The organism is Sphingomonas sp. ERG5, assembly GCF_000803065.1.
In the GTDB taxonomy this organism is placed as follows: Bacteria; Pseudomonadota; Alphaproteobacteria; order Sphingomonadales; family Sphingomonadaceae; genus Sphingomonas.
This window is the reverse complement of record NZ_JSXI01000056.1, coordinates 55,737-80,036: the sequence shown is the minus strand read 5'-3', so window position 1 is coordinate 80,036 and position 24,300 is coordinate 55,737. Positions and strand designations below refer to the sequence as shown.

Annotated in this window: 17 protein-coding genes; 5 read left to right on the top strand and 12 right to left on the bottom strand. The window is 65.3% G+C overall.

All coding sequences use genetic code 11. From position 1 onward, the window contains the following. Positions 1-7: 7 nt before the first annotated feature. From OO12_RS18210 to rtcR, 9 genes are all read right to left on the bottom strand, one after another. On the bottom strand, positions 8-328 hold the full coding sequence (locus OO12_RS18210; protein ID WP_034160140.1) for a hypothetical protein: 321 nt from the start codon (positions 326-328) through the stop codon (positions 8-10). Further along, positions 325-2,037, bottom strand: coding sequence for an AMP-binding protein (locus tag OO12_RS18205; RefSeq protein WP_034160139.1), 1,713 nt, complete (start codon positions 2,035-2,037; stop codon positions 325-327). Before OO12_RS18205 ends, OO12_RS18210 begins: the two co-directional genes overlap by 4 nt. A 7-nt stretch (positions 2,038-2,044) precedes the next feature. Continuing rightward, positions 2,045-3,646, bottom strand: coding sequence for a tannase/feruloyl esterase family alpha/beta hydrolase (locus OO12_RS18200; protein ID WP_052216023.1), 1,602 nt, complete (start codon positions 3,644-3,646; stop codon positions 2,045-2,047). Then, positions 3,643-4,569, bottom strand: a complete 927-nt coding sequence (locus tag OO12_RS18195; RefSeq protein WP_052216022.1) for an alpha/beta hydrolase — start codon at positions 4,567-4,569, stop codon at positions 3,643-3,645. Before OO12_RS18195 ends, OO12_RS18200 begins: the two co-directional genes overlap by 4 nt. Next, the gene (locus tag OO12_RS18190) at positions 4,566-6,107 is read right to left on the bottom strand and encodes a carboxylesterase/lipase family protein (RefSeq protein WP_082006626.1); all 1,542 of its coding nucleotides are present in this window, start codon (positions 6,105-6,107) and stop codon (positions 4,566-4,568) included. Before OO12_RS18190 ends, OO12_RS18195 begins: the two co-directional genes overlap by 4 nt. Continuing rightward, positions 6,104-9,421, bottom strand: coding sequence for a family 78 glycoside hydrolase catalytic domain (locus OO12_RS18185; protein ID WP_052216020.1), 3,318 nt, complete (start codon positions 9,419-9,421; stop codon positions 6,104-6,106). Before OO12_RS18185 ends, OO12_RS18190 begins: the two co-directional genes overlap by 4 nt. A gap of 81 nt (positions 9,422-9,502) precedes the next feature. Continuing rightward, on the bottom strand, positions 9,503-9,772 hold the full coding sequence (locus OO12_RS18180; protein WP_034160138.1) for a hypothetical protein: 270 nt from the start codon (positions 9,770-9,772) through the stop codon (positions 9,503-9,505). 36 nt (positions 9,773-9,808) lie between these two features. Continuing rightward, a complete protein-coding gene (locus OO12_RS18175; protein ID WP_034160137.1) occupies positions 9,809-12,523 on the bottom strand; it encodes a TonB-dependent receptor domain-containing protein in 2,715 nt (904 codons plus the stop codon). A gap of 248 nt (positions 12,524-12,771) precedes the next feature. Further along, positions 12,772-14,364, bottom strand: coding sequence for an RNA repair transcriptional activator RtcR (gene rtcR / locus OO12_RS18170; RefSeq protein WP_034160136.1), 1,593 nt, complete (start codon positions 14,362-14,364; stop codon positions 12,772-12,774). Between the two features lie 323 nt (positions 14,365-14,687). Between rtcR and OO12_RS18165 the strand changes: the two genes are divergently transcribed. The 5 genes from OO12_RS18165 to OO12_RS18140 all read left to right on the top strand — a co-directional run bounded on the left by OO12_RS18165 (position 14,688) and on the right by OO12_RS18140 (position 22,000). Further along, entirely contained in the window at positions 14,688-16,235 is a 1,548-nt protein-coding gene (locus tag OO12_RS18165; RefSeq protein WP_034160135.1) for a TROVE domain-containing protein, read from the top strand. Between the two features lie 721 nt (positions 16,236-16,956). After that, entirely contained in the window at positions 16,957-18,183 is a 1,227-nt protein-coding gene (locus OO12_RS18160) for an RtcB family protein (protein WP_034160134.1), read from the top strand. Positions 18,184-18,214: 31 nt separating this feature from the next. After that, positions 18,215-18,688 (top strand): hypothetical protein, encoded by a 474-nt coding sequence (locus tag OO12_RS27065; RefSeq protein ID WP_052216019.1) that lies wholly within the window; start codon positions 18,215-18,217, stop codon positions 18,686-18,688. 17 nt (positions 18,689-18,705) lie between these two features. Further along, complete coding sequence (rtcA, locus tag OO12_RS18150) at positions 18,706-19,719, top strand: RNA 3'-terminal phosphate cyclase (RefSeq protein ID WP_034160133.1); 1,014 nt, start codon at positions 18,706-18,708, stop codon at positions 19,717-19,719. 280 nt (positions 19,720-19,999) lie between these two features. Beyond that, positions 20,000-22,000 carry an AAA family ATPase gene (locus OO12_RS18140; RefSeq protein WP_034160131.1) on the top strand — a complete coding sequence of 667 codons (2,001 nt, stop codon included), beginning with the start codon at positions 20,000-20,002 and terminating at the stop codon, positions 21,998-22,000. Positions 22,001-22,230: 230 nt separating this feature from the next. Here OO12_RS18140 and OO12_RS18135 read toward each other — a convergent pair whose 3' ends face one another. The 3 genes from OO12_RS18135 to OO12_RS18125 form a co-directional block, all read right to left on the bottom strand. Then, entirely contained in the window at positions 22,231-22,785 is a 555-nt protein-coding gene (locus tag OO12_RS18135; RefSeq protein ID WP_034160130.1) for a fasciclin domain-containing protein, read from the bottom strand. A 126-nt stretch (positions 22,786-22,911) separates the two neighbouring features. Further along, positions 22,912-23,655, bottom strand: coding sequence for an anti-sigma factor (locus tag OO12_RS18130; protein ID WP_034160129.1), 744 nt, complete (start codon positions 23,653-23,655; stop codon positions 22,912-22,914). Next, positions 23,652-24,263, bottom strand: coding sequence for a sigma-70 family RNA polymerase sigma factor (locus OO12_RS18125; protein WP_082006624.1), 612 nt, complete (start codon positions 24,261-24,263; stop codon positions 23,652-23,654). Before OO12_RS18125 ends, OO12_RS18130 begins: the two co-directional genes overlap by 4 nt. Between the last annotated feature and the right edge of the window lie 37 nt (positions 24,264-24,300).

Here is a 24,300-nt window from a genome sequence, read left to right as displayed (position 1 = left end):
CTGTCGGTCATTTGATCGCCGCGAGATCGGCGGCAACCTGTGCCAGCTTCTCAGGGGTCAGCGCGCCGTTCGAGAAAGGCACGACCTGGTTGAGGCTGGCGCCCTTGAAGGAATCGAACCCTTCGAGCGTGGTCAGGCCAGGCAAATCCTTGTCGAGCACGGCCTTGGCCGCCGGATCGGCAACGAGATCGGCAAGCGGCGTATCGAGCGTGAACTTCGCGCCGGCTGCCGGGGTCGCGGGCGCTGCGGGCGTCGCAGGAGCCGGGGCAATCTGGGCAGTGGCGGCGGTGGCGATCGAGAGCGCGATCAGGGCGATGGCGTATTTCATGAGACGTCCTTTTGCTGGGATGGGGAGAGCTCGGCGACCATCGCCGCGCGGATGAGATATTTCTGGATCTTGCCGGTCACGGTCGTCGGAAACGCGTCGACGAAGCGGATATGGCGCGGAATCTTGTAGTGCGCGATGCGGTCGCGGCAAAAGGCACGGATCGCTTCTTCGTCGCCCACCGTATCGGGGCGCAACCGGATCCAGGCGCAAAGCTCCTCGCCCATGCGCGCATCGGGAACGCCGACCACGGTCACATCCTCGATCGCGGGATGGCGATAGAGAAACTCCTCGATCTCGCGCGGCGAGATATTCTCGCCGCCGCGGATCACCATGTCCTTCAGCCGGCCAACGATGCGGCCATAGCCAGCGGCGTCGATCACCGCGAGATCGCCGCTGTGCATCCAGCCATCAGCATCGAGCACATCGGCGGTGCGTTCGGCATCGTCCCAATAGCCAAGCATCACCGAATAGCCGCGCGTGCACAGCTCGCCGGTTTCGCCCGCCGCGACGATGTCACCCGCCTCATCGATCAGCTTGCATTCGAGATGCGGCTGGACTCGCCCGATCGTGCCGACGCGCGCATCCAGACCATCGCTCATCGCGGTCTGGAAACTGACCGGACTGGTCTCGGTCATGCCATAGGCGATCGTGACGTCGCGCATGTTCATCCGTTCGATCACCTGGCGCATCACCGATTCGGGGCAGCTTGCCCCCGCCATGCAGCCGGTGCGCAGCGACGACAGATCGGCCGGCGTGCGATCGAGTTCGGCGAGCTCGGCGATGAACATCGTCGGCACGCCGTACAAGGCCGTGCAGCGCTCAGCCTCGATCGTGCGCAATACCGCTACGGGATCGAAAGCAGGGCCGGGATAGACCATGGTCGCGCCCAAAGTGATGCTCGCCAGATTGCCCATCACCATGCCGAAGCAGTGATAGAGCGGCACCGGGATGCAGATGCGATCCTCCGGCCCCAGCCCCATCGCGCTGCCGACGAAATAGCCATTGTTGAGGATATTGCGGTGCGACAGCGTGGCGCCCTTGGGCAAGCCGGTGGTGCCGCTGGTGAACTGGATGTTGATCGCATCGCGGGCGTCGAGCGACGCGCCGATCCGCGCCAGCTGTTCACGATCGGCGGGAATGGCATGCCCGGGGATCGCGTCGAAATCGAGCCAGCCGGCGCGCGCCTCGCCACCGATCTTGGCGACGATCGCCAGGCTCGACAGCGTCCGCGCGTGCAAGCGCCCGGGCGCCGCGGCGGGCAGTTCCGGACACAGCGTCTCGACCATGCCGACATAGTCGCTGGTCTTGAACTCGGCCGCGACGATCAATGCGCGCAGCCCGACCTTGGCGATGGTGAAGCCGGCTTCCTCGACGCGGTAGGCCGGGTTGATCGTGACCAGAATCAGCCCGGCGCGCGCCGCGGCGAATTGAGTCAGCGTCCATTCCGCGCAATTGGGCGCCCAGATACCGATGCGGTCGCCACGCGCCATGCCCAGCGCGAGCAGGCCCGCCGCAAGCGCATCGGCGCGCTCGAGCAATTCGGCAAAGCTCCAGCGTATGCCTTGCGCGACCGAGACCAGGGCATCGCGATCGCCCCAGCGTTCAGCGGCAAGCGCCAGCGCCGTGCCGATCGTATGGTCGATCAGCGGCGGTGCATCGGCGCCCCGGACATGAGCAAGGGCAAGCGGTACGGACGGGGATGACGACATGCAGACCTCAGCTTGGCGCGACGCAGTCGAAATTGGCCGCATCGTCGGTCGACCCCGTCCCCTTCCAGCGCGCGACCTTGGGATAGGCGCACAGCGGACGGGTGCCGAGCGCCTTGGCCGGCAAGCCGAAATAGGCGAACAGCGGGTTGTCGTAGCGAGTCGCGATGATCCGCTCCGGCGCGGGGCCGCCCTGCCGCCATTGATCGAGCGCAGCCAGCGGATCGAAGCCGGTGGCGCCCGGCCCGCCCAGGCAATGCGACATGCCCGGCACCATGAACAGCCGGGTCGAGGACGCTGCCTGACGCTGCGCGCGTTGCAGCGTGTTGAAATAGTCGATCGTGTTCTCCGGCGGGATCGCGGCGTCGTACCAGCCATGATAGAGGATCAGCTTGCCGCCGCGCTTGTAGAAGGCGCTGAGATCGGTGCCGCCATCGAGAATGCCGGCGAACTTCTTCGCCGCCAGCTTGGGATCGGCGATCGGATCATAATCCGTCGGCTGCCAGTCGGGCTTCGAATGAACCATGTAGCGGTAGAATTCGGTGCCGAAGCGCCCATGCTGCGCGTTCGTGCCGGTCAGCCACAGGTCCCAGGTGCCGGGCACTGCTTCGGCGCCGGGCATATAGCCGGGCAAGATCGACTTGCCCTTCGCATCGACCGGACCGCGGTACAGCGCGCGCGCCGTTTCGACTTGCGGTGCGGTCAGGCAATCCGCGCCGTCACCCGCTTTGCATTGCAGGACGGCGGGATCGAATTTGCACTTGCGGGGATCGTCGATGACATTGTCGGTGACGCCGTCCGCCGCATCGCATTTCGCCAGCGCGGCGGTCTGCAGCAGCTTCAGCTTGGCATTGGGGATGATCGATTCGGGCTTGCCGAACGCGGCCTGATGATCGGCCATGAAACCGACCATCAACCGAGTCCAGGGATTGGCCGGCGCGCCCGCGATGACCGCGTCATAATCGGTCGGGTAGCGCTGCGCCTCATTCAGCGCTTCGCGGCCGCCATCGGAACAGCCATGGAAATACGCCGCGGCAAGCGGTTTCGGATAATAGGACGCGACCACCTGCTTGGCGAGAAGTGCCGCGAGATGGTTGGCGCGGTGACCGAAATCGACGATCTTCTCGGGCTCGTTCAGCGCCCATTTCGCGTCGACGTCGTTGCTGAGATGCCCCATGTCGCTGCCCGTCGCGGCATAGCCCCGGACCAGGCCGGTGCGCATGGTCAGCGCCGGCAAGGTCAGCGTTCCGCCATAACCGCCATTGCCGGCACCGAGCAGCTTGCCGTTCCAGACCGTGCTTTCAGGCAGCCAGACCTCGATCTTGACCTCCGATCGCGGCGTGGGTTTCAACACCGCATGGACGCGGCAGAACGGGGCCGGCGCGGGCAGGCCGGGCTTGCCGGTTTCGGTGTTGATCGATTCACCTTGCTTGACCATCACGGCGCTGTCGATCTTGCCGTCCTTGATCGCCAGCCCGGTGAGCGACTCGCACGAGCCGGCTGGCGCCGCGCGGACGCTTTCGACCGGGGCCAGGACGGCGACGGCGGCCATGCCCATGGCCGCGCCGCCAAGCAGCGCGATGCCCAGTCCGGGGCTCAATCTGGAGGTCATTTGCGGAGGTATCCTTTCGCATCGAGCCATTGCTGCAGCCGTTCGGGCCAGACATCGGACGCCTTGCCGGTCTTGGCCATGCCGAAGCCATGGCCGCCGGTCGGCACGGTGACATAGGTCGCGTCCGCGCCCGCCGCTTTCCATGCCTGTTGCAGTTCCTCGGCCTCGGGCCGGACGATCGGATCGTCATCGGCGACCAGGTCGAACAGGGGCGGCGCATTGGCCGGCACCGCCGCATGACCCGCAATCAGCCCGGGATAGATCGTCACCAGGAAATCGGGCCGGCTATCGGCATGATTGGCCAGCGTCGTCCAGACCGAGACCGCGCCGCCGGCGGAAAAGCCCATCAGGCCGACCCGGTTCGGCTTGATCTTCAGCTCCTTCGCATGGCCCCGCACATAGCGCACCGCCTGTTCGCCATCGGCGGTGACCAAAGGCTGGAGCGGGTTGACCGCGCGCATCATCGCCGAGCGGTTGATCAGCCGGCCGATCAGCGCGGTCTGCACATCGTCACCGGTCGCGATCAGCCGGTATTTCAGCACGATCACGGTCACGCCCAGGCTGTTGAGCCATTTGGCGACCGCGATGCCTTCATTCTCGATGCTGAGCAGATGAAAGCCGCCGCCGGGCGCGACGATCATAGCCGTGCCATTGGCGATCTTCGGGTCGGCCGGATAGACCAGCAGCCCCGGCACGGTGACATTGCGCATGATCGTGCCCGGATTGGACGCCCGCAATTCGGTGACCTCAGCCGGCATGTCAGGCAGGCTGCCCGGCGCGCCCTTGGGCCAGAGCGGGATCACTTTCTTGTCGATGGTGGTCGGCGTGCCGGCGCTTGCGCAGGCGGCCAGGCTCCAGGTCGCGGCCAGGCCAAGTGCGATGGCCCCGCCCAGGATCGATCGGCGCATTGAACGGCGCATCATTTTTTCTCTCCAGCGGAAGCATCACGAAGTTTCGCCAGCGCATCCAGACCGGCATCGGCGGCCGGACGCGTGGCGGTGTCGGTATTGCCGATCTGCAGCGCGACCGGCGTCCTGGCGGTATAGCGATCCCAGCGCGGCGCGCCCTTGCGATTGGGGTCGCCGGTCCGGGCGAAATCGCTCCAATAGGTCGAAACCTGCGCCGCTGCGGCGCGATCGGCGGCGCTGGGCGCGGGCTTCAGCGCATCGAGCGTGTCGAACACAAAGCTGACGTCGGACGCATGCGGCGCGCCCTTCAGTTCGGCACGCTTCGCCTCCGGCACATAACCGAAGCGATAGACCCAGGTCGGATTGCCGTTCGCGGCATGGCGCTTCGCCAGCGCAAGCGATGGTTCGATGAACACCGTGTCGCCGGCAATGCGGTCGTCGAACGACGCGCCATAAGCGGCCCGCAGCGCACTGACATCGCCGAGCGGCTTGATGATGCCGGCGGTGGCCGGCCCCTTGAACGGCGCCGGCAGGAAGCCGAGCTCATCGCTGTTCGCGCCAGTGATATAAGCGACCGGCGCTTCCTTGCCCGCGGCGAAGATCGCATCGACGCTGTCAGTAACGATCTGGCCGTCAGTGATCCCGCCGGAGAATGTCGCCTCTTCATTGTTGAGCAAGCCGATCTTGCCGCGCACGACATCGGTCGGCAGCGCCCGGAGCGACGCGACATCATCGCCCGCCCCGGCCGATTTGGCGAAGGCGACGCCCTTGGCCTCCGCCATGGCAAGGTCGGGCCATTTGTCGCGGCCGCCGCCCGAAGAGGCGATACCGCGCACGAACAGGCCGCGCGCACGCGGCGAGGCCATCAGCCGGTTGACCGATGCGCCGCCGGCGGATTCACCGAAGATCGTCACTTGTGCCGGATCGCCGCCGAACGCCGCGATGTTGCGCTTGACCCAGTTGAGCGCGGCGATCTGATCCATCAGGCCCCAATTGCCGGTCGGGGCGCCCTTCGCTTCGGCGGTCAGCGCCGGGTGCGCGAAAAAGCCGAGCCGACCGATGCGGTAAGTGAAATTGACCACCACCACGCCGCGTTTCGCCAGCGCCGTGCCATCATAGGGCGGCGAAGCGCCCGATCCGTTGACGAAGCCGCCGCCATGGATCCACACCATGACGGGAAGGGCTTTCCCCTGTTTGCCGGCTTTTGCCGTCCAGACATTGGCGTAGAGGCAATCTTCGCTCATCGGCTGGCCGCTCATCGCGACATCGCCGGGCATCCAGGTCTGCGGGCAATCATTGGCGAATTTGGTCGCGTCACGCGGACCGGTCCATTTCGCTACCGGCTGCGGCGCGCGCCAGCGCAGATCGCCGACCGGCGGGGCGGCATAGGGAATGCCGCGAAACACGGCGACACCATTGGCGTTGGCGCCCTGAAGCGTGCCGGTGTCGATCACCGCCGTCGGCGCGCCGGGAGTCTGCGCCTGTGCGGCGACCGCCAGACACGAGGCCAGCAGGGCAGCGAGCCCGCGCTTATACATGCCGTAAATACTCATTGGCTCGCTCCCGCCTCGAAGACATGACGCCCGGCTGCGACCGAATAGACCGCAAAGCCAGTGGTCGTGCGCAGCAGTGTCGCACCATTTGCGGCTTTCCGCACCGCCCCGAAGCGCAGCGGGACCCAGATTTCACCCGTGGTGTTGGCGGGCACCTCGACGCTGAGCGTCAATACGCCCTGATCGACCTTCCACCCGGCCGAGGCGCGGCCGCGGATCGTGTCCATCGTCGCGCCGGCCGAGGCGAGACCGGCGGGGATTTCCGGCCGGACCAGCACGCTGGCATAACCGGGCCGGCCCGGCCGCAAGCCGGCAAGGCGCTGACGCATCCAGTCGGCGATCGAGCCGAAATAATGATGGTCGCGCGAGCGGCTCTGCAAGCTCCAGCTCTCGAACATCGTCCCGTGCCCGTTCCTGATCCACCAGCCCCAGCTCGGCTCGTCAGTGCGCGTCGCGACCTTATAGGCTAGGTCGGCATGGCCATAATCGCTGAGGATTTCGAGCAGATAGCGCGTCGCGTAGACGCCGGTCCGCAGGCCGTTCTTCCCGACATCGGCGGCGATGACGTCGGCCACCTGCTGCTGCGCGCCATCCGGCGCCATGCCGAACGCCAGGGGCAGGACATTCTGGATCTGGGTCGGTGCACCGGCCACGCCCTTGGCATCGGTGGTGCGATACTGGCGCGCGGCATCGTCCCAATAGCGCCGGTTATAGGCGTCGCGAATGGCGGCCGCGAGCTTCCCATAGCGCGCGGCGTCGGCCTGTTTGCCGATCACCGCCGAAGACTTTGCCAGCAGGTCGGCCTCGAGGAAATAATAAGCGCTGGCCACCGCGTCGATCCCGCCGCCGCGTTCATTGGTGAAATCGGCCGGGCCGGGCGGCGACCATTCGCTCAGTTCGAAGCCCTCGCGACGATAATCGGGCGCCTTGAACCAGCCGCCGGTATAATCGACCAATCGCGCCTGCGCGTCGTGCATCCGCTCCAGGATGCGGGCGTCGCCATAGGTGGTGTAGAGTTCCCAGGGCAGGATCATGGTCGCCACGTCCCAGGGCGGAGTCGGGCCCCAGATCATGTTCCAGCCCGGGCTGTTCTCATAGCCGTAAAGCGGCGTGGCGGGCACGATCTCGGGGATCTCACCCTTGGCCGATTGCGCATCGCGGAAATCGCCGAGCCATTTGGTCCAGACCCGCGCGACATCAAGACTGCGCGCCGCCGCCCCGGCCGAGGCCTGCGCGTCGCCGGTCCAGCCATTCTTTTCCAGCGTCGGCGTATCGGTCTGGAAGCCGTGCATATTGTTGCGGATCGTCGCGATCGCCGCGGCGTCGATCTGCATCAACAGCGCATTGCTGCTCTGGAAATCGCCGGTCGCCGCCACCGCGCTATGCGCGATGCGCGCGGTCAGGGCGTCGGGACCAGGCGTGCCGGGAAAGCCGTCAAGCTGGACATAGCGGAAACCGCGATAGCCGAAGCGCGGCTCCCATCGCTCCTCACGCCCCCCCGCCAGCGTGTAGCGATCGGTCTGCAGTTGCGTATCGATCAGGCCAGCGGCCGGGATGACCAGGCCATCGTCGCCGACGCGTTCGCTGGAAAGCATCGACACCGTCTGCCCGCGCGGGCCGGTCACGCGAAGCGCCGGCCAGCCGGCAATGATGCGGCCATAATCCAGCACCCAGGTGCCGGGCCGGACTTGCTTGATCGTGATCGGTTTGAGATCGGCGACCGGTGCGATCGGTTCGACATTGGCGGCGACCAGCGCCCCGGTGGGACCATCGACGATGCGCGCCGGCGCCCAGCGACGATCGGCAAAGCCCGGCTTGTCCCAACCGCCGGGATGCACCCGCGCATCATAGCGTTCACCGCGATAAATCGAGTCCGCCAATGTCGGCCCGGAAGCGGTACGCCAGCTCGCATCGGTCGCGATGCGCTGGCTTGATCCGTCGGTAAAGTCGATCTGGAGCTGGGCGCGGACCGCCGGATCGCCATGCCACGGCGCCTGTTGCCAATACCATTCATTGGGATCGGTCAGGCCGTACCAGCCGCGCCCGAGCTCCGCGCCGATCGCGTTGGCGCCGGGGCGCAGCGCGGCGGTCACATCATAGGTCTGGTACAGCACGCGCTTGTCATAGGCGGTATAGCCGCTCGCCATCGCCGAGACGCCGATCACCTGGCCATTGAGGCTGAGGCGCGGCCAGCCGGCCCCCGCCACATAAAGGCGCGCGCGCGCGATCGCCTTGGCGGGCAAGGTGAAAGCGCGGCGCACCAGCGGCGCGGGCGCCTCGATCGGCAGGACAATGTCGACCTTGGGCACGCCGCCGGGTACGACCAGCCCATCCCGGGTAACATCACCGCCGGTGAAGGCATTATCATTGCCGGCAAAGCGCGTGTCGAACGGCGCCGCGCCGGTGACGCTGACGCGGTGCACGATCGCAGCGGCGGGATCCCTGGCGGTAAAACCGACCGTCCCGTGCGTGACCGACGCATCGGTCAGCGTATCGACCGTGACACCGTCAAGCGCGGTGGTCAGCCGGTCGCCCTTGGCGGTGATCGACACGATATGCCGTCCATCCCGGAGCGCGGTGGCCGGCAGCGCCACGCGCTTCAGTTCGGTCACCTTGACCGCCGAGGAAGTGCCGCCGGGATAATGCCGGACTTGCGCGATCAGCGCCGGCCCCTTGTCGGTGCGGGCGAGCGTCCAGACATAGGCCTCGCCATAGGTCTTGCCGATCGGCTGAGCCCGAAACAGCAGATCGACCGACTTGCCGGTCAGGGTCAGCTCGCTGGTGAAGGTGAAATCGCGCCAGTCATGATCGGTGCGCTTTGGCCCGGCGATCCATTGCGCGGTCCAGTCGGCGGGCTTGAGCAAACCCATTTCCCACCAGCCGGGCGCGCTCCAGCCGCTCGCCTTGCCGTCCTGATCCCAGACCTGGACTTGCCAGACATAGCGTTTGCCGGAGTCGAGCGCAGGACCGGCATAGGCGATCTGGACATTATTGGCGGACGCGACCTTGCCGCTGTCCCACAGCACCCGGTCGCTCGCCAGCGCCGCCGCACTTTCACCGACGCGGATGCGATATGCGGTCTGGCGCGCGACCGGCGCGTGCCAGGCCAGGCGTGGCGCACCCTCATCGAGACCAAGCGGCGCGGCGCTATATTCGACCCGCAACGCGTCGGGGACATTTGCCGGCGTGCTGGCCCGGCCCGTCGCGCCGGTCAGCGCAACGCACAGGACAAACAGCGCCGGCAACCCGTAACGACGGCCGCCGGTGATATGCGGATTGCCGCGCGCTACACGATAGGCCGGCTGGCGCCGCACTCGCCTCTCCTCAGAAACTGAACTCGAACAATATATCAAACCGGCCGCCATCCCATTGCTGGAATGGCGGCCGGGCAAAGGTCAGCACGTATAGGTTTGCGTCTCGGTATGAGTGATCACGCCGAAGAGGAGCGGCGCGTGCTGAAAGGTTCCGTCACAGAAGACCGTGTCGATGGAAATCAGCTGATAGCCATAAGCGGTCATGCCATAGTTGAACGTCGCCACCGATGGGGGGCTGAAGGCCAGCGCCGTGCCCGGGACAAGGCCAGCCCCAACCACCATCAGCGCCGCGATCAACCCGGCGAATGTCCGGGGCAGTTTTTTCGCATTCATCAGACGTCCGAGCTTCATGTCACTCTCCTGCTTGAATCACACGGTTTTCGTTCTTCAGAACTTCTTGCGCAGACCGACCGAGACCAGCCGGCCGATCGTGCCGCCATTGGTGTAGCCGGACTGTATGTCGGCATAAGGCGGATCACGATCGAACACATTGTCGACATTGAGCGTCAGCAACGTACCCTTGAGCACGCCCTTGTCCGGCAGCGCGTAGCTGAAGAACAGATCGACCGGAGCGAACGCCCCAACCCGCTTTTGCGCCCCGAGACCGAGGATCGGGAAGCCTTGCCGGTAGTTCAGCTTGGCCTGGGCGGTGAAGTCGCCGACCTTGCCGCCGGCGGTCGCCACCATCGCCAGCCGCCCGGTGCCGTTCTTCAGTTCATCAATGAACGGATCACCCTTCACCGCCTGGTTCGTGCGGTTGAGCGTATAGGTGCCGCTGACCCCAAGATTGATCGAGCCGAACCCGGTTGGGCGCAGATAGTTGATGTTGAAATCGATCCCGTCGACCTTGATCGCACCGATATTGCTGCGGCGAGCGTCGATCAGCACATAGGGCGTGATCGTGGGACCATAGAGCGACTGAATGCTCGATGCGCCGTTCAGCAGCAGGTTGCCGACCTTGGCAAGCGACTGAGCCAGTGTGGGGTTGATGATATAATAGCTGGCATAGCCGGGATTCGAGAACAGCACCGGCGATGTGAGCGGCGGAACCTGGATCGCATCCTTGAAATGCACATTATAATAGGTCGCGCTGACGACCAGGCCAGGCACGATCGTCGGCTTCCAGTCGAAGCCGAGTGACCAGGTATTGGCCCTTTCCGGCTTGAGAGCGGGATTGCCGCCGGCCAGAATGATCGTCGGACGATTGAAATCAGTGGGCAGGCTGCCTTGGGCCCGGAATGGGCTGATCTGAAGGATCTGCGCGCGCGAATCCGATGTGCTGGTGGTGTCGGCCAGGCTGGGCGCATGGAACGACGTGCCGTAATTGCCGCGGATCGTCAGCTGATCGACCGGCTTGTAAGTGAAGCCGACCTTCGGATTGGTCGTGCCGCCATTGTCGCTGTAATCATCGTAGCGGACCGACCCCGACAATGAGAGCGCACGCATGCCCGGGCCGCCATTCCCCTCCCCGAAGATCGGGATGAGCAGTTCGCCAAAGGCCGATTTCACGTTACGCGACGCGAAGGAGGCGATCGAATTGGTGAACACGCCGCGCGGATTGAAGCTGATCTGCGACGCCAGGTTTTCGTAATGATATTCGGCGCCGACCGCGAGGCGGACATTGCCGCCCGGCAGTTCGGCCAGCGAGCCGTCAACCACCACGCGCGCCTCGGCGAGTTCCTGAATTGCGCGACCGTAATTCTGGAAATTGCCGATCTTGGCCAGCACCGCCGGATTGGTTGCCGACAGATTATAGGGATTGAGCGCGGTCGCCGGGTTGAAGCTGGCGAGCGCTGCGTCCACTGCACCGGTATTGATCGTATTTTCGAGCACCAGATTATAGCTGCGCCCGACATTGGCCTCTGCGCGAACCTGCCAGTCCTTGCCGATATCGACCTTGAATCCGGGCGTGACGCCATAAGATTCGAACCGGGCATTGCTCGTCATCGTCGGTCCGAACACATTGTCGAACGAGAGTGAAACAAGCTGTACCGGCGACGGGCCAAGCGGCCGGAAGAAGGGATTGATCGCCGTGATATTGGTTGTTCCCGAGACGCCGGGCGTCTGACTCAGGGTCGTGGTATCGCGGCGCGACCAATAGGCGGTGGCCGAAAATTCGATCGCATCCGACAATTGTTGCGTCAACGAGGCGAAGACCGTGTTGCGCTCCTCGCGCGGATAGAGATCGGAATAAGCGCTCGAATCGCACTTCTTCACCGATCCCGGCGTGAAGGTCGGTCCGGCAAAGGTGAGGCCGGTGAACAGATCGGTGAAATTGCCGCCGGGGCAGACCGTCGAACGGAAATCCTGCCCGCCGCGTGCCGTGTGGTCGGCCGCCGTATAGGCACGATCGCGGTTCTGGATGTTGTCGTGCCAGGCATAGGCATAGGTGAGCAGCAGCGAACCGCTGCCCCAGTCCTTGCCGGCGGTCAGGCTGGCATCGACGGTTTGATAATCGTCGGCAAAGCCATAGCGGACGTTTGCAGCGAGGCCGTTGAACCGGCGGCGGGTGATGAAGTTGACGACGCCGCCGATCGCATCGGAACCATAGATCGCCGAGCCGCCATCGGGCACGATCTCGACTCGGTCGATCACCTCCGGCGGCAGGATCGAGGGATCGACCGTGGTCTGCAGGACGCCGGCGCCGACCATGCGGTGGCCGTTAAGCAAGACCAGCGTGGAGCTCCCGCCCGCAGCCGCGAGATTGCGGATATTGGGCCGGACGACCGGGAGCGCGAACGATCCCGTGCCGACCGGAAGCGTGCCGAAATTGCCAACCTGGGGAATGTCCGCGAGCAGATCATTGGCTGACGCCACGCCGGATCTCAGAATGTCATCGCGGTTGAGGCCGACCACATTGGTGCCCACCGGCGCGACGCCGCGTAGCAAGGTGCCGGTAACGACGATGTCGCTATTGTCCTGGATCACTTCCGGCCCGGAAGCCGAATCGATCTGCGCGCTGTCCACCGGCGTTGCGGGCGTGGTCTGCGCAAAGGCAGGCCCCGCCATCACGGCGATCGCGACGGCCGCGGCGGAAACGCCAGCGCGGAACGCGTAAGTCGCTGGTGACAGGACCAAATTATTCTCAGGCCGCTTGATCATATAATCCTCCCCAATCGCCGGGCCATCGCGCCCGATCGTTCTCGCTGACTGCCGCGCCGGATTTCCCGGAGTCCGGCCGACGCATTCTCAAACTGACAACCACTCTCTTGTCAGCTCCAAGCATTATTGCTCTTTCACGATCACGTCAACGATCATCTTCGATCATTACGGGAGAGCAAGGAAGTCCGGACATTGCGTCGCCGGGGCGCAAAACCGCCAGAATCTGTCTGAGGGCCTGTGGCCGTGGATCAGTCCGCCAGTTGCGACCAGTCCAACCCGAAACGTGCGAGATATTTGCGCAAGCGATCGGCGTCGTTCGATGACGCGCGCCGCGTCCGCGACATGGCGAACAGGCTGCGCCCGGCGTCCGACAAGGAGCGACTGCGCCGGCAGACGGCAATGACATGCGCAAGCTGTACCCGATCGAACGGATCGAGCGCCTCGACCACCGCCGGCTCGAGCAGAGTATCCAGCGCGTCGCGCTGCGCTGCGCCATCCGCGCGCCAGAGCCGCGCCAGCCGGCCAATCTCGGCATCGACCGTATCGGCGTCGATCCGCCCCTTGGGCGAGAAGGTCGCCATACGGGTGACACTGGCGGCGAGGTCGCGGAAATTACCTTGCCACAAGGCGGCCGGACTGGTCGCAAAGGCGAGATAACGATCGCGCGCTTCCTTGTTGAACGTCACGCGCGCGCCCTCGCGCTCGGCGAAGCGGTCGAGTTCATAATCGAGATTGGGCGCGATATCCTCACGCCGGTCGGCAAGGCCGGGCAGCGCGAAGGTCCATAAATTGAGGCGCGCGAACAGGTCGTCGCGGAACCGGCCCTCGGACACGGCGCGGCCAAGATCGCGATTGGTGCCGGCGATCAGTTGAAAGTCGGACGCGCTTTCCTTGTCGGCCCCAACCGGCAGGAAGCGCTTGTCCTCGATCGCGCGCAGGATCATCGCTTGCTCGTCGAGCCCGAGTTCACCGATCTCGTCGAGAAACAACATGCCGGTATCGGCGGTCCGCAGCAGCCCGAGCCGATCGGCGGCGGCACCGGTGAACGCCCCTTTCCGGTGCCCGAACAGCGCCGACATCGCGCTATCGCCCTTCAGGGTCGCACAATTGACCTCGACGAACGGCCCCTTCACCTGATGCTTCAACCGCTTCAGTTCATAAATGCGCCGGGCCAGCTGGCTCTTGCCCGCGCCAGTCGGGCCCATCAGCAGCACCGGCGCGGTCGACCGCACCGCGACTTGCTCGATTTCGTCGATCAGCCGGTTGAACTTGTCATTGCGCGTGTCGATGCCGGATTTCAGGAACGACGTGCTCTCGGCGCTGACCGCCGCGAAGCGCGTTGCGATACTGTCATAGCGCGACAGATCGAGGTCGATCACATTCCAGCTGCCCGGCGCGCTGGTCGGCGCACCGCGCTGCGGCTGGGTCTGCAACAGACGGCCAGGCAAATAGCGCGCTTCGCTCAGCAGGAAGAGGCAGATCTGCGCGACATGCGTGCCGGTGGTGATGTGGACGAGATAATCCTCGGCATCGGGATCGAACGGATAGCCGCGCGTGAAGTCGAGCAGCTTGCCATAGACTTCCTCGAAATCCCACGGATCGCGAAAGTCGATGACATGGCGATCGACCATCGTCTCGGGCGACACGCTGGCAATATCGTCGGCGATATACTGAGCCAGGCTGCGATGCGGCGTGCCGTGCAGCATGACGAAGCGATCGACGCGCAGATCCTCATGCATGGTCAGCCCGACCGACGGTCGCCAGCGGTTCCAGCGCGACGGGCCATATTTGCTCGCATCGAGTGTCGAGCCGAGGAATCCGATCACGACCAAGGGTCTCATGTTTATACCATGGGATAAAAAGCGCGCTCAGTCTATCCATATTTCGGCCAGCACAGATCAGGCGATCACTTCCCTCAATGCCGAAGTCGAAATTATTCCCTCTAATAACATAAGCTTGTCAGTTTCCGCGCTGCGCTCGCCCGAACTGGCACGCCGACTGCAATAGCCATCACGTCATGCTGGTTCGTCGAACATCCAGCAGGGCGGCGCGGTGAGGGGCGGCTGGAATAGGCCAGCCGCCCCGGATCGCACGGCATTCTTATCAGGCGCAGACCGGGGTCGTTGATTCGACTCCGGCTGCCCCGACCAGAAGGAGTTGAACGATGGCCAATAAGGGACTTTTCGCATCGGCGATCGCCAGGCTGCTTCCGGCGGCCGATACGCTGAACCGCGAAGGCGCGCCGGCCTATGCCTATGGCGCGGAGGCGAAGCTCGCCCAGCTTGCGGCGACGGGCACACTCAATGACAGCGCCTATGCAACGGCCGAGACGCACCTCACCGAAGTGCTGGCGGCGGCGAAAGCGGTCGATCCGCGGTTCGTCGCCAAGGCCGCGGTCTATGCCCGCAAGGCCGGCGCGATGAAGGATATGCCGGCATTGCTCGCCGCTTATCTGACCGTCGCCGATCCGGATCTCGCGGTGCGGGTGTTCGGCCAGGTGATCGATAATGGCCGCATGCTGCGCAGCTTCGTGCAGATCATGCGTTCGGGCCAGGTTGGCCGTACGTCACTCGGCACGCGGCCGAAGCGGCTGGTCAAGACCTGGCTGGAACGGGCGTCGATGCGCGACCTGATGGCCGCCGCGACGGGCAATGATCCGTCGCTCGCCGATATCGTGCGCATGGTTCACCCCAAGCCCGCGGATGCGGCGCGGCGTGCCTTTTATGGCTGGCTGATCGCCAAGCCCTATGATGTCGCGGCGCTGCCGATCGAGATCGCCGCGTTCGAGGCGTGGAAGCGGGATCCTTCGGGTGCCCTGCCGCCGGTGCCGTTCGAATGGCTCACCGCCGTTCCGCTCACCGCGGAACAGTGGGGGCAGCTCGCCGGCACGATCGGCTGGCAGGCGCTGCGGATGAATCTCAACACGCTGGCGCGCAATGGCGCGTTCGGTGTGACGGGAGTCACCGCGACGGTTGCCGCCCGGCTGTCCGATGCGGACGCGCTGACCAAGGCGCGAGTCCTGCCCTATCAGCTGATGGTGGCACTGGGCTCGGTCGGCGAAGGCGTGCCGCTGAAGGTGCAGGCCGCACTGGAGGATGCGCTCGAGGCTTCGGTCGCGAGCGTGCCGACAGTGGCGGGCCGCGTGGTCGTCTGCCCCGACGTGTCGGGATCGATGCGCTCGCCGGCAACGGGCTATCGCAAGGGCGCCACGTCGACGGTGACGTGCAACGACGTGGCGGCACTGGTCGCCGCAGCGATGCTGCGCACCAACCGCGACGCTCGGGTGCTGCCGTTCGAGGAAAAGGTCGTGCGGATCAACCTCGATCCTTTTGCCCGCCTTGCCGTGAATACGGCGAAGCTGGCGGCGGTCGGGGGTGGCGGGACCAATGTCTCGGCGCCGCTGGCGATGCTCAATGCGGAACGGGCGGCGGTCGATCTCGTCGTGATCGTCTCGGACAATGCCTCGTGGGTCGATGCGACTCGCGGTGGCGCGACCCAGACGATGCGCGAATGGGACCTGATCGTGCGGCGCAATCCACGAGCGAAGCTGGTGTGCGTCGACATCCAGACGCATGGCACGACCCAGGCATCGGGCCGCCCGGAAATACTCAATGTCGGGGGCTTCTCCGACGCGGTGTTCGACACGATCGCGAAATTCGCCACCGGCGAGACGCGCGATTGGGTCAGCATCGTCAACCAGACGGAGATATGATGATCAACAGTTGAAACAGGCTGTGGCGAATGCCGGCGGGACTACATCCTCCAAGATAGTCCGAAGAGTAAAGCGCCCCAACCCAGCAATGGATTGGGGAGATGCGGGTTCAAATCCCGCCGCTGGAACGTAGCTTAAGGACGCTGACGTCTCGCCATTCTTCGTCGCCACGGCCTGTCGATACATCACGGCGAATGCCGCGCGGGACTACATCCTGTCACGATGTTCCTTCGGGAACGTCTCGCGCTTTTCTTTTCGTCGCCGTGAACCAATTCAAGCTGGCGAATGCCGGTGGGACTACATGGTGTCGCGGGTTCGATTCCCGCCTCGCGCAAGCGGGTAGCTCAGCGGGTAGAGCACAAACCGTCCCCCAAAAATTCGTCGTCAGCAACAAGACACGTCCGGCGAATGCCGGCGGGACTACAGGTCAGAGCGCCTGCTTCAAGCAGGAGGTCGGCGGTCCAACTCCGCCTCCGGGAAACCGGATAGCTCAGGGAAATGTCTCGTCACATCTCGTCGCCGGGACCGACATTGCCGAGATCATGGCGAATGCCGGTGGGACTATATGGCACGCCCGAAACGCCGGTTCGATTCCGGCCGATCCAGCGCGGCATCAGCCGATTGGATCGTCGTCTAGAGGGGCAGGACACGGGCCGCTGTCTCACCAATACCTCGTCGCCCGATACCGGCGCCATAGTAAGAAGAGCAACAGGAGGTCGTGATGACCGAAGCGAATTTCGATTACCAGCATGTCGAGGGTGGCGTGCCGATCAAGATGTGGACGCGCGGCGTGCCGGTCGACGACAAGGCGCGCGCGCAGCTCGCGCGTGCGGCGCAGATGCCGTTCATCTTCAAGCATGTCGCGGCGATGCCGGACGTGCATGTCGGTATCGGCGCGACCGTGGGCTCGGTGATCCCGACCAAGGGCGCGATCATCCCGGCTGCGGTCGGGGTCGATATCGGCTGCGGCATGATGGCGGCGCGCACCTCGCTCGTCGCGAGCGACCTGCCCGACAATCTTGAGGGCGTGCGCGCGGCGATCGAACGTGCCGTGCCGCATGGCCGCTCGGTCGGACGCGGCAACCGCGACACTGGTTCATGGGGCGATCCGCCACCGGCGATCGTCGAGGCCTGGGCGACTCTGTTCGCCCGGTTCGAGGCGATCACGGCGAAATATCCGCGGCTGAAGAACACCAATAACCTGGTGCATCTCGGCACGCTCGGCACGGGCAACCATTTCATCGAAATGTGCCTCGATACCGAGCAGCGGGTGTGGCTGATGCTTCATTCCGGGTCGCGCGGCGTGGGCAATGCGATCGGCACGTTCTTCATCGAACTGGCCAAGCAGGACATGCGCAAATGGCATATCAACCTGCCCGACCAGGACCTGGCCTATTTCCCGGAAGGGACCGACCATTTCGACGATTATGTCGAGGCAGTCGGCTGGGCGCAGGATTATGCGGCACTCAACCGCCGCATGATGATGACCAACGTCATCCGCGCGGTCCGGGGCGTGATCGCCAAGCCGTTCGATGCCGAGCTGGAAGCGGTCAACTGCCATCACAATTATGTGACGCGGGAGACTCATTTCGGCGAGAATGTTCTCGTTACCCGCAAGGGGGCCGTGCGCGCGGCAAAGGGCGTACTGGGCATCATCCCGGGGTCGATGGGCGCGAAATCGTTCATCGTCCGGGGCCTGGGCAATGCGGAGTCGTTCGACAGCTGCAGCCATGGTGCGGGACGCGTGATGTCACGTACCGAGGCCAAGAAGCAGGTGTCGCTGGCCGAGCATATCGCCGCGACCGAGGGCGTGGCGTGCCGCAAGGATGTGGGTGTGATCGACGAGAGTCCGCGCGCCTACAAGCCGATCGAAGCCGTGATGGCCGCCCAGGCCGATCTGGTGGAGATCGTCCACACGCTGAAGCAAGTGGTGTGCGTCAAGGGTTAGCCCTTGGCGCACGTCGCCACCGGAGAGCATCATGACCCTGAAGGTCAACGACTGGAAGCAAGTCGGTCACGTCTATCTGTGGCGCTACTCGGCTCGCAGAAGCAAGCATGCCGGCTGGCACATGACGGCCGATGGGGACGGCTGTGCGTCGATCGCCGACTTACTTGATCGGATGAGCGCCGAAGCAGTCGGGCATCATCGTACGATTGCCCTGAACGCCCCGTCGCCCGAGATTTTCAGTGTGCCGAACTTCGGAGAGCCAATCCGAGAAAAGCCAGGAACGCTGCGCATAGCGTACGAGCCAGGCTATCCGGATTTCGAGCCGTCAATCGCGGACGGCCGAATGATCCTCAGGGTGGGCGAGGAGGAACTGCCTGATTTGCGATCCGCCTTTGTCGAGGTCAGCACAGGCGGGGGCGACTTCGCATTATGGCCCAAGGACAAAAAGGCCGCCACGCCGATATGGTTCTGGTGGATGCCTCGCCAGGGCAAAACACGATTTTAGATAAGAAAGACAGACACGTGATCATCATCGACGGATCGGAAGGCGAAGGCGGGGGGCAGGTGGTGCGCAATGCGTGCGCGCTGTCGCTCGTTACGGGCACGCCGTTCCGGATCAGCAATGTGCGCGGCAAGCGGTCGAAGCCGGGGCTGATGCGCCAGCATGTCACCGCGGTGGAGGCCGCGTGCGCGATCGGCGGGGCGGAATGCGATGGGCTGGCGGTCGGGTCGAGCGACCTCGCCTTCCGGCCTGGAACGGTCGTGCCCGGCGAGTATCGCTTCGCGGTCGGCACCGCCGGCAGCACGGGCCTCGTGCTGCAGACGATCCTGATGCCGCTGATCCTCGCCGATGCGCCGTCGCGGCTCGTGCTCGAAGGCGGCACGCATAACATGATGGCGCCGCCGTTCGACTTCATCGCGCGAACCTTCCTGCCGGTGATCAACCGCATGGGACCGAGGGTCGAAGCGCGGCTGACGCGCCACGGCTTCTACCCGCGCGGCGGTGGCCGGATCGAAGTCGACATCATGCCCGCGCCACTGCGGCCGATCGAGTGTGTCGAACGGGGCGCATTGCTGTCACGCTCGGCGCTGGCGATGTTTGCCGGCCTGCCCTTCGAGGTGGCCGATCGCGAGATCGTGACCGCGAAGACGCTGCTCGACTGGCCGGAGGAAGCGTTCGCGGTCCGCCAACTGCCCGAGGAACAGGGGCCGGGCAATATTCTGCTGCTCGAGGCGGCCTATGAGCATGTCACCGAAATCGTCAGCGGTTTCGGCCAGCTCGGCGTGTCCGCCGAACAGGTCGCGAAGCGCGCGGCGGCGCGAATGTCGGGCTATGAGGCATCGGACGCGTTTGCCGGGCCCTATCTCGCCGATCAGTTGCTGCTGCCCTTCGCGCTTGCCGGCGGCGGTGCGTTCACCACGGTCAAGCCGAGCCAGCACAGCCTGACGGCGGCGGACATCATCGCCCGTTTTCTCGGCCGGCAGTGCGTGTTCGAACAGAGCGCATCCGGCACCCATCGGGTCGACATCCGCTAACCCAAGTTGCGCGCAGCGGTCGTTTCGGCTAGGGGCCGCTGCGCGCGACATCCCAATGACGGTCGTGCATCGGAGATATGCATTGTTGAATATGACCGCCACGATGGGCGTTCTGTTCGGCGCTGACCGCTCCCAGCCATAGGCGCTTTTCCGTAAAGCGCTGCGGCCGGGGCAGCACGCGCCGCCGCAGTATTCCCACACCGACAGATTCGATCGACCCGGCCGCGCGCTGCGCTTCGTTGCGCCTGCGCGCCGTCCGGGCGGGAATACGGAAAAGATCATGCAAGAACATGAAATCGTCCGGAGCCTGTTGCTCCGGATCGGGCGCGGCATATCCGCGTCCGCACCGCTGGCAGTGGCGGTACTGACATGGGCCGAGCCACACCGAACCTGGCTGACCGCGACGAAGCCCGGCAAGGCCGGGTCAGGCAAGAAGGGGCCCGACAAGCCAGCAAAGCCGCTGGAATGGAAGGTGTTGCTCAAGGCGGTCGCGACGGCGCGGCCAACGGGAGAGGCGCGCCCGCACGTCCTGGAATTGGCCGATCGCCTTGCCGACCTGCTCGCGCTGGAACCGATCGATCGCGCGCTGCTGATCCTGGTCGTGGCGTGCGACCGGCTGCCGCGCGTCGAGCGGCTGATATCGATCGCCATCACCCATGGCCATGACTTGCCGGCGCTGCTCGGCGAACTGGCCGGAGCCGAACCGCATGAGGCCGCGCGCGTCGTGCGGCAAAGCGCCGTGCTGCGGCTCGGCCTTGCCGGCTTCTATGCCAATCGCCGCGGCGAAGTGGAACTCGACGTCTTCTGGACACTCGAACGCTTGCTCGATCGTGCGCCGGACAAGGGTGACGCCATGATCGATACGCTGATCGGCATCCGCCAGGCGGCGCGGCTCGACCTGGACGACTTCGCGCATGTCGCCGATGCCGCGTTCATGGTCGACCTGCTGCGCGGCACGGCGCGCGAGCAGGCGGCGGGGATCAACATCCTGATCCATGGCCCGCCCGGCACCGGCAAGACCGAACTCGCCCGCACGCTCGCCGCCGCGGCGGGTCTTGCGCTGCATGGGGTCGGCGAAGTCGATGACGATGGCACCGAACCGACGCGGTGGGACCGGGTCAATGCGCTGCAGCTCGCCCAGCGGCTGCTTGCCCGTGGCAGCGGCGCGGCCTTACTGTTCGACGAGATGGAAGATCTGATCGGCGATGCGCAACCGAGCAGCGGCGACTGGGTCGCGCGGCGTCAGGGCAGCAAGATCTTCGTCAACCGCATGCTGGAGGCGAACCCGGTCCCGGTGATCTGGACCAGCAACGCGATCGGCAATGTCGATGATGCGATTCTGCGGCGAATGAGCTTCGTGCTGAAGCTCGACATGCCGTCGCGCGTCGTGGGACGGCGTATGCTCAATCGCATCGCGACCGAGGAGGGCGTGGCACCGGGCAATGGCTTCGAGCGGTTGCTTGACGCTGCGCCCGAAGCATCGACGGTCCTGCGGGTCGCCGCGCGCGCCGGACGGCTGGCGGGCGAGACCGATGGCGGGGTTCGTTCGGCCGAAGCGCTGGTGCGCGCGCTTCGCGGCGGGGAGTTGCCGCTCGACGGCTTCGGTCCGCTCGATCTCGAGCTGTACGAGGCCGACGCCCCGCTCGGTCCGTTGTTCGAGCGGATCGGCGCGGGGGAGGCGACCGATGTCTCGTTGCTGCTGACCGGCCCGCCGGGTACGGGCAAGACCGCACTCGCCGACCATCTCGCGCGGCGGCTCGACCGACCCTTGGTTACCAAGCGCGCGTCCGATCTCCTGTCTCCTTATGTCGGCGAGACCGAGGCGCGGATCGCCGGGGCCTTTGCCGAAGCGCGGCAGCGTGGCGCGGTGTTGTTCTTCGACGAAGCGGACTCACTGCTGTTCGACCGCAGCACCGCGCGGACCAGCTGGGAAGTGAGCCAGGTCAATGAACTGCTCACCTGGCTCGACCGCCATCCTTTGCCGGTGGTGGCGGCGACCAACCATGGCTGGAAGCTCGATCCGGCAACGCTCCGGCGTTTCGTGTTCAAGCTCGACCTGCGCCCGCTCGGGCCCGAGCGGGCGGAACGGGCGTTCGAGCGCTTCTTCGGCATGCCCGCGCCGGCCGGGTTGACCGACGTGTCGGGACTGACTCCGGGCGATTTCGCGGTGGTCGCCCGCCAGCTGCGTCATATGCCCGCCAGTGACGCACGCGCCGTGGTCGACCGGTTGGCGCGAGAGGTGGCGTGCAAGCCCGATGCGGTGGGGAGGATCGGCTTTTGACCCGATCGATCGCCTCGGGTCGCGATGCGTCCGGAGCGTCGGGAGAAAAAGAAAAGGACCTGCCGGCATTGGGGCGCCGGCAGGTCCTTTTTTACGCCAAGGCGCCGTTTTGGAGGGGGGACCGGCGCCCGTACACGTCTTCCGCTTGGGGGAAAGACCGCCGTATATACGCACCACACCGCAATCCGATGCATGGCCGATGCGATTTTTCTCGATTTTTCTTGCGGACGCTACGGCATCAGTACCGAATCGATGACGTGAATGACGCCATTCGACTGGTTGACATCGGCAATCGTGATCTTCGCCACGCCGCCCTTGGCATCCTTGATCGCCCAGCCCTTGCCCGATTTCATGAAGCTGAGCGTACCACCCTGCACCGTGGTGTAGGTTGCGACACCCTTATGCGCCTTGGCATTGGCGGCGATCATCGCCGCACTGATTTTGCCGGGCACGACATGGTAAGTCAGGATGGTGGTCAGCATCGCCTTGTTCTCGGGCTTGACCAGCGTATCGACCGTGCCGGCGGGCAGCTTCGCGAATGCGGCGTTGGTCGGGGCGAAGACCGTGAAGGGACCCGGGCCCGATAGCGTTTCCACCAGGCCGGCTGCCTTGACCGCGGCGACCAGGGTGGTGTGGTCGTGCGAATTGACGGCATTCTCGATGATGTTCTTGGTCGGATACATCGCAGCACCGCCGACCATCGGGTTCTTGGAGGGGCCGGCGAGCGCGGCACCGCCGGCGACAAGCGCGATGGCGACGATCGACGCACGGAATATGGGGGGCATGAGATACTCTCCTACGTTGGTCCGGGTCCGGACACGGTGGGAGATACGGCGATCCCGGGCCTGCGGATGCAGTCGGCCGCAGTTAAATCCGGGACGGTAAACCTGAGACAGTTAGACCTGAGACAGTTAGACCTGAGACAGGGCGCCCGTCGCGACCACCGGTCCGGTCGGCAGGCCAGTCGGCGAGCCGCCAACCGGTTCGAGCGACACGGCGAGCGTCGCGCCCGCCGACAGCCGCGCGCGATTGTCGCCGGTGACGGTGAAGGTCGTGCCGCCGCTGATATGCAACAATCCAAGCGAATGCGGCACGCCATCCCCCGCGATCACCCACAGTTCGGCACTGCGATTGGCGTCGGCAAGCGTGGATTCGGTCAGGCGCAGACTGCCCGACGCCGGATCATACACCACGGTCACCGGCTTGCCCGCGGCGCTTGGGTCGATCGAAGCGACCAGCATGCGCGCGGGCGCCGTGGCAACCGGCTGTTTCTTGGGCGGAATCGCGGCTGGCACCGGCGGCATGGGCCGGATCAGCACAACCAGCAACAGGCTCGCCGCGATCAGGCTCGATGCCGCCGCGATCCCCGGCCACAACCGGCCGGTGCGCGTCAGCGTGACCGGCGGCGGCGCAGCGGGACCATCCAGCGCCAGGTCAATGCGGTCCATCATGCCCGGCGGCGCGGCGACCTCCGGCCAGATGTCGAACAATTGCCCGAGATGCACGCGCCAGCGCTCGACGTCCTGCGCGAAGCCGGGCTCGGCGAGCACGCGACGCAAAGCGATCACGCGCTCCTCGCCCTCGAGCAGGCCCAGCGCCAGTTCGGCGGCGGCGGCGTCGGGATCTTTGCCGGTCGGGATCGCGTCCTCGCTCACTTTTCGAGGCACTCCTTGAGCTTCATCAGACCGCGTCGCACCCAGCTCTTCATCGTGCCGAGCGGCACATTCTCCCGCTCGGCAAGGTCGGCATAGGTTACCCCGTCGAAAAAGGCGGTACGGATCGCGCCGCGCTGGCGCGCCTCGAGCCTGTCGAGGCAATGATGCAGCCGGTGCGCTTCCTGATCGGCGACCACCGTGTCGCTCGCCAGCGGCGCGGCATCGGCGATCGGCGGCGCATCCTCGATCGGGGTAGAGCGCCGGATGGTCTGGGCGCGGCGCCAATCGATCGCGCGATTGCGCGCGATCGTCGACAGCCAGGTTATCGGACTCGCACGGCTCGGTTCATAGGCACCCGCCCGTTTCCAAATGGTGAGATACACGTCGTGCAAAACATCTTCCGCTGCTTGCCGTTCGCCGCAGATACGGAGGCATACGCCAAATAGTTTCGCCGATGTCAGCGAATAGAGGTCGCGAAACGCCGCGCGATCCTCATCGCCGGTGCGCACCAATATCTCGACAAGTTGCGCGCGCGCAGCATCCGCCACGGACGATGCCGCCGGCCCGGACTCGCGTATGGCTGATGGTGAATCCGTCACAGACGACATGCCTAGGGTCCAAACCCGACCACCGCAATGGCCGCCA

Bases quoted from the DNA above. Each gene is read 5' to 3' on its own strand.
- OO12_RS18210 (WP_034160140.1), bottom strand. From the start codon at position 328: ATGAAATACGCCATCGCCCTGATCGCGCTCTCGATCGCCACCGCCGCC.
- OO12_RS18205 (WP_034160139.1), bottom strand. From the start codon at position 2,037: ATGTCGTCATCCCCGTCCGTACCGCTTGCCCTTGCTCATGTCCGGGGC.
- OO12_RS18200 (WP_052216023.1), bottom strand. From the start codon at position 3,646: ATGACCTCCAGATTGAGCCCCGGACTGGGCATCGCGCTGCTTGGCGGC.
- OO12_RS18195 (WP_052216022.1), bottom strand. From the start codon at position 4,569: ATGATGCGCCGTTCAATGCGCCGATCGATCCTGGGCGGGGCCATCGCA.
- OO12_RS18190 (WP_082006626.1), bottom strand. From the start codon at position 6,107: ATGAGTATTTACGGCATGTATAAGCGCGGGCTCGCTGCCCTGCTGGCC.
- OO12_RS18180 (WP_034160138.1), bottom strand. From the start codon at position 9,772: ATGAAGCTCGGACGTCTGATGAATGCGAAAAAACTGCCCCGGACATTC.
- OO12_RS18175 (WP_034160137.1), bottom strand. From the start codon at position 12,523: ATGATCAAGCGGCCTGAGAATAATTTGGTCCTGTCACCAGCGACTTAC.
- rtcR (WP_034160136.1), bottom strand. From the start codon at position 14,364: ATGAGACCCTTGGTCGTGATCGGATTCCTCGGCTCGACACTCGATGCG.
- OO12_RS18165 (WP_034160135.1), top strand. From the start codon at position 14,688: ATGGCCAATAAGGGACTTTTCGCATCGGCGATCGCCAGGCTGCTTCCG.
- OO12_RS18160 (WP_034160134.1), top strand. From the start codon at position 16,957: ATGACCGAAGCGAATTTCGATTACCAGCATGTCGAGGGTGGCGTGCCG.
- OO12_RS27065 (WP_052216019.1), top strand. From the start codon at position 18,215: ATGACCCTGAAGGTCAACGACTGGAAGCAAGTCGGTCACGTCTATCTG.
- OO12_RS18140 (WP_034160131.1), top strand. From the start codon at position 20,000: ATGCAAGAACATGAAATCGTCCGGAGCCTGTTGCTCCGGATCGGGCGC.
- OO12_RS18135 (WP_034160130.1), bottom strand. From the start codon at position 22,785: ATGCCCCCCATATTCCGTGCGTCGATCGTCGCCATCGCGCTTGTCGCC.
- OO12_RS18125 (WP_082006624.1), bottom strand. From the start codon at position 24,263: ATGTCGTCTGTGACGGATTCACCATCAGCCATACGCGAGTCCGGGCCG.